This is a genomic window from Streptomyces sp. NPDC058579 (genome assembly GCF_042718575.1).
Taxonomy (GTDB): Bacteria; Actinomycetota; Actinomycetes; order Streptomycetales; family Streptomycetaceae; genus Streptomyces.
Genome location: NZ_JBHXPI010000038.1, coordinates 64232 through 67872 on the forward strand (window position 1 = coordinate 64232; position 3641 = coordinate 67872).

Annotated in this window: 5 protein-coding genes; 2 read left to right on the forward strand and 3 right to left on the reverse strand. The window is 67.5% G+C overall.

The genetic code is table 11. From position 1 onward, the window contains the following. Nucleotides 1–116: 116 nt before the first annotated feature. From ACFWRO_RS29955 to ACFWRO_RS29965, 3 genes are all read right to left on the reverse strand, one after another. A complete protein-coding gene (locus ACFWRO_RS29955) occupies nucleotides 117–1298 on the reverse strand; it encodes a methyltransferase domain-containing protein (RefSeq protein ID WP_384515478.1) in 1182 nt (393 codons plus the stop codon). Between the two features lie 4 nt (nucleotides 1299–1302). Next, nucleotides 1303–1434 carry a hypothetical protein gene (locus ACFWRO_RS29960; protein ID WP_384515481.1) on the reverse strand — a complete coding sequence of 44 codons (132 nt, stop codon included), beginning with the start codon at nucleotides 1432–1434 and terminating at the stop codon, nucleotides 1303–1305. A 317-nt stretch (nucleotides 1435–1751) separates the two neighbouring features. Further along, on the reverse strand, nucleotides 1752–2012 hold the full coding sequence (locus ACFWRO_RS29965; protein ID WP_384515484.1) for a hypothetical protein: 261 nt from the start codon (nucleotides 2010–2012) through the stop codon (nucleotides 1752–1754). Nucleotides 2013–2164: 152 nt separating this feature from the next. Here ACFWRO_RS29965 and ACFWRO_RS29970 point away from each other — a divergent pair, with 152 nt between their 5' ends. Together ACFWRO_RS29970 and ACFWRO_RS29975 are read left to right on the forward strand one after the other, a co-directional pair. Further along, nucleotides 2165–2911 carry an XRE family transcriptional regulator gene (locus tag ACFWRO_RS29970; RefSeq protein WP_384515487.1) on the forward strand — a complete coding sequence of 249 codons (747 nt, stop codon included), beginning with the start codon at nucleotides 2165–2167 and terminating at the stop codon, nucleotides 2909–2911. Between the two features lie 2 nt (nucleotides 2912–2913). Further along, nucleotides 2914–3384 carry an NUDIX domain-containing protein gene (locus ACFWRO_RS29975; protein WP_384515489.1) on the forward strand — a complete coding sequence of 157 codons (471 nt, stop codon included), beginning with the start codon at nucleotides 2914–2916 and terminating at the stop codon, nucleotides 3382–3384. The last annotated feature ends 257 nt before the right edge of the window (nucleotides 3385–3641 follow it).

The window sequence follows — 3641 nt, forward strand, 5'->3', positions numbered from 1 at the left end:
GCGTGTTCTTCAACCCCCACTCACCGGGCAGATAACCCAACCCCCCCGGTGGGGGGGGCGGTCGCTCGTCCGACGCACCGCCCCTCGGGGCCTGCTCCGATCCTTCGTTTCGCAGGTCAGCCCATAGCGGGCACCATCTGGTCGGGCCGGTCGAGCCACGGCGCGTGCGTGCCGTCGGGCTTCACGGTCAGGCCGAAGCGTTCCGGGCCCGGCCTGCCGACGTTGTGCCACCAGGCATAAGCCGCCTCCACCTCGCTCCACAGCCGGCGCGGCCCGTACTGCCACACCGTGCACCGGTCCTCGTTCCGTCCGTCCCAGTCGACCGCCGCCCACGAGGTGGCGTCCGTGGTCGCGAGCCAGAGCCGCGAGGCCACTCCGTCCACGGCTGGGTCGTCGTGCCAGGACCTCCACACGTCCCGCGTCTGGAGGCCGATGGCGAACTGGGCAGCGAAGTCGTTGCCCGTGACCGCCCACGGAGACAGACCAGTCGAGGACTCATCAGGCGCGTGGTCATCCCCCACCACGTCCTGGAAAATCCGCAGGTCTGTGCGCTGGTTGCGCATCAGCATGAACGCGGAGTGCGGGTGGAACCAGCCCGAAGCCTCGCCACCGGCGTCCACGACCAGGTGTGCCAGGCCGTAGCAGACCCACGGGGTCTCCCACAGCGTGAGGATCACCCCACCGGGACGGGTCTGTTCCGTCCAGGCGCGGGGTACCTCCCGCACGGAGCAGGTGGCGATGATCCGGTCGTACGGGGCCGAGGCCGGGTAACCGGCCGCGCCGTCACCGCAGATCGCCTCAGGCTCCAGGCCCACCTTCTTGAGATTCAGCGCCGCCTGTACGGCAAGAACCGGATCCACCTCGACCGTGGTCACGTTGTCCGCTCCGAGGCGGTGGGCGAGAAGACCGGCGTTCCAGCCCGTTCCCGTACCCACCTCCAGCACCCGTTGCCCGCTCTTCACCTCCAGCATGTCGAGCATGCGGAACACGATCGAGGGGGCGGAGGCGGAAGACGACGCCCATGACCCGGACACGGCAGGGGCGTGCCCGTCGTTGATCTGGGTCACCACCGAGTCGTCCGCGTAGGCCGCACTCAGCCATCCGCCCGGATCAGTGCTCCGGTCGCACGGATACAGGTCGTCACCGAGCCACACACGCTCCGGCAGGAACCGGTGCCGGGGCACCGCCCAGAACGCCTCTTCCCATACCCGCGCCAAGGGCGCGCCGAGATCCGCGGTGACCTCGCCGAGCAGACCACGCATCGTGATCTGCTCAGCCGCCTCATCATCCGTGGTCACGGCCTCAGTCCTTCTTGTGCTTCGGTTCGGGCTTGGGCGACTTGGTGTCCGGCGACGGCTTCGAGGTACCCGGGTCCTTGCCGCCCGAGTGCTGACCGTTGCCGCCGCTTCCGCCCTTACCGGTTCCCCAACCCATCGATGCTCCCTTGTAGTTGCTGTCAACGAACGTGGTGCAACCCGCCCTCGGTCTCCCCGTCACGACCCATTGCGGCGGGAAGACCGAGGGCGGGAGATCATCGGTAGTCGCTGCCGGCCACCGAGCTCAGCTCATAGGCGGCCAGGAGGCGTGTGTGGAAGGTCCCCCTGGACGGGAACGGGGGAGCCATGGAATTGGCACCCGTCCAGGGGAACCGGTCGATTGGCTGGCGCCCAGGGCCATGCCGAGCACCAGGCCGCACGAGCCGCTGATGCAGATGATGGACAGCACCCCCGCGTACCGGCCCACGACGCGCATCACAGACCCGACCGACTGTTGCTGTTCTTCACATCCAGGCGCGCGCTCAGCTCTTCCCGCGCCCTGGGCACCACGACGTCGCCGGGCATGGCCTCCCACTCGACGCCACCTCGCATCGGCCGCAGCTGCACACGACCGCCTACCTCACCCATGACCACGCCGATACGCCCATTGGCCACGTCCTTAGCCACATCGCCGATGCCAGGTCGGGACTGCGGGTGGTCTAGATCCGGCAAGGGCGTTGCATTGTGTGTAGTCATCACCTGTGCCGCTCCGTTTCGATGCCGCAGACGCTTTCCGGGATCATCGCGTCGGCCAGACGGACGGAGGAACCTCCACCAAACCCCACTTCGGGACGTCCCACGTCAGATAGAACGTCCCTAGTGCCGTCCCAAGGATCAGGGGGAGACTCATGCCGAACGAGAGACTTCGTACCGTCATGGCGGACGGAGGCTGGACGTACGCCGCCCTCGCGACAGAGGTCGATGTGGACCCCAAGTCCGTTGAACGGTGGGTCAATCTCAGTCGTACGCCACGCCGGGTCACGGCCATGCGGGCGGCAGAGACCCTAGGAGAAGACGTGCACGCACTCTGGCCGGCACTCCGGCAGGCGCGCGCGGCGCGAGCGATAAGCCCGGAACTCGTGACGCTCTATGAGCAGAGGGCGGACGTCCCCGTGTCAGCGTTCGTGGACATGTTGGCCCAGGCACGCGAGCGCATTGACGTGCTGGTCTACGCCGCTGTCTTCTTGCATGAGGCGTACCCCCGACTGAACGAACTCTTCCGGGAGCGAGCCGCAGACGGCTGCGTGATCCGGATCGCGGTGGGCGACGCGGAGAGTGAGAACGTTCGGGCGCGCGGCCAGGAGGAGAGGTTCGGCCACGGCATCGAGTCCCGTTGCCAACTGGCGCTCATGCATTACCGGCCCCTGATCGGCGTGTCCGGCATCGACATCCGGACCCACGCCACAACGCTCTACAACTCGCTCTACCGCGCCGATGATCAGTTGCTGGTCAACGCCCATGTCTGGGGGGTCAACGCGTACGGGGCCCCGGTGTGGCATCTTCGGCGAAGCGGCGAAGGCGGCATGTTCGACACCTACGCCGAGAGCTTCGACGCGGTGTGGTCCACAGCGACCCCCGTGCAGCACGAGGGGTGACCATGGGACGAACCGAGTACTACGACGACCCGAGCGCACCCGAGCCGAACAGCATGGTTGTCGCGGCGTCGGCCGTCGTCACCGACGAGCAGGGGCACATCCTGCTGCAGCGTCGACGCGACAACGAACTCTGGGCCCTACCCGGCGGGGGCATGGACCTCACCGACTCGCTTCCCGGCACCGCCGTCCGCGAGGTCAAGGAAGAGACCGGCCTGGACGTCGAGGTCACCGGACTGGTCGGCACGTACACCGACCCGAAGCACATCATCGCCTACTCGGATGGCGAGGTGCGCCGACAGTTCAACGTCTGCTTCACCGCGCGAATCGTCGGCGGCGAGCTGGCGATCTCGGACGAGTCCTCGGAGCTACAGTTCGTCCCTCCCGACGAGCTGGGCCAACTTCCGATGCATCACACTCAGAGGCTCAGGCTCCACCACTTCTTGGAGCACCGCGAGCATCCCTATCTCGGCTGACTCCACCTGCTCCAACAGGCTAGGGCTCGTCCGCGGCTCTGTCGCAAAACCGGACGGGTAGCGGCTAGGGCTCGTCTCGTGGATCTCTGCCGCAAGGTCCAGCCGCCGCCGAGGCCGGTCGGCATCTGGGCCTCTCGGGCCGCCACGTCCGCGAGGAAGGCGAGGGCCTGGCGTTTGGATCAGGCCGGATCAGAGAGCGGGGTCTGGTGCGTGCGATCGCAAGGCGGAGGAGGGAGTCAACGCGGAGCGTTGGCGAC

Coding starts and splice junctions, on each gene's coding strand:
- ACFWRO_RS29975 (WP_384515489.1), top strand. CDS start 2,914: ATGGGACGAACCGAGTACTACGACGACCCGAGCGCACCCGAGCCGAAC.
- ACFWRO_RS29965 (WP_384515484.1), bottom strand. CDS start 2,012: ATGACTACACACAATGCAACGCCCTTGCCGGATCTAGACCACCCGCAG.
- ACFWRO_RS29970 (WP_384515487.1), top strand. CDS start 2,165: ATGCCGAACGAGAGACTTCGTACCGTCATGGCGGACGGAGGCTGGACG.
- ACFWRO_RS29960 (WP_384515481.1), bottom strand. CDS start 1,434: ATGGGTTGGGGAACCGGTAAGGGCGGAAGCGGCGGCAACGGTCAGCAC.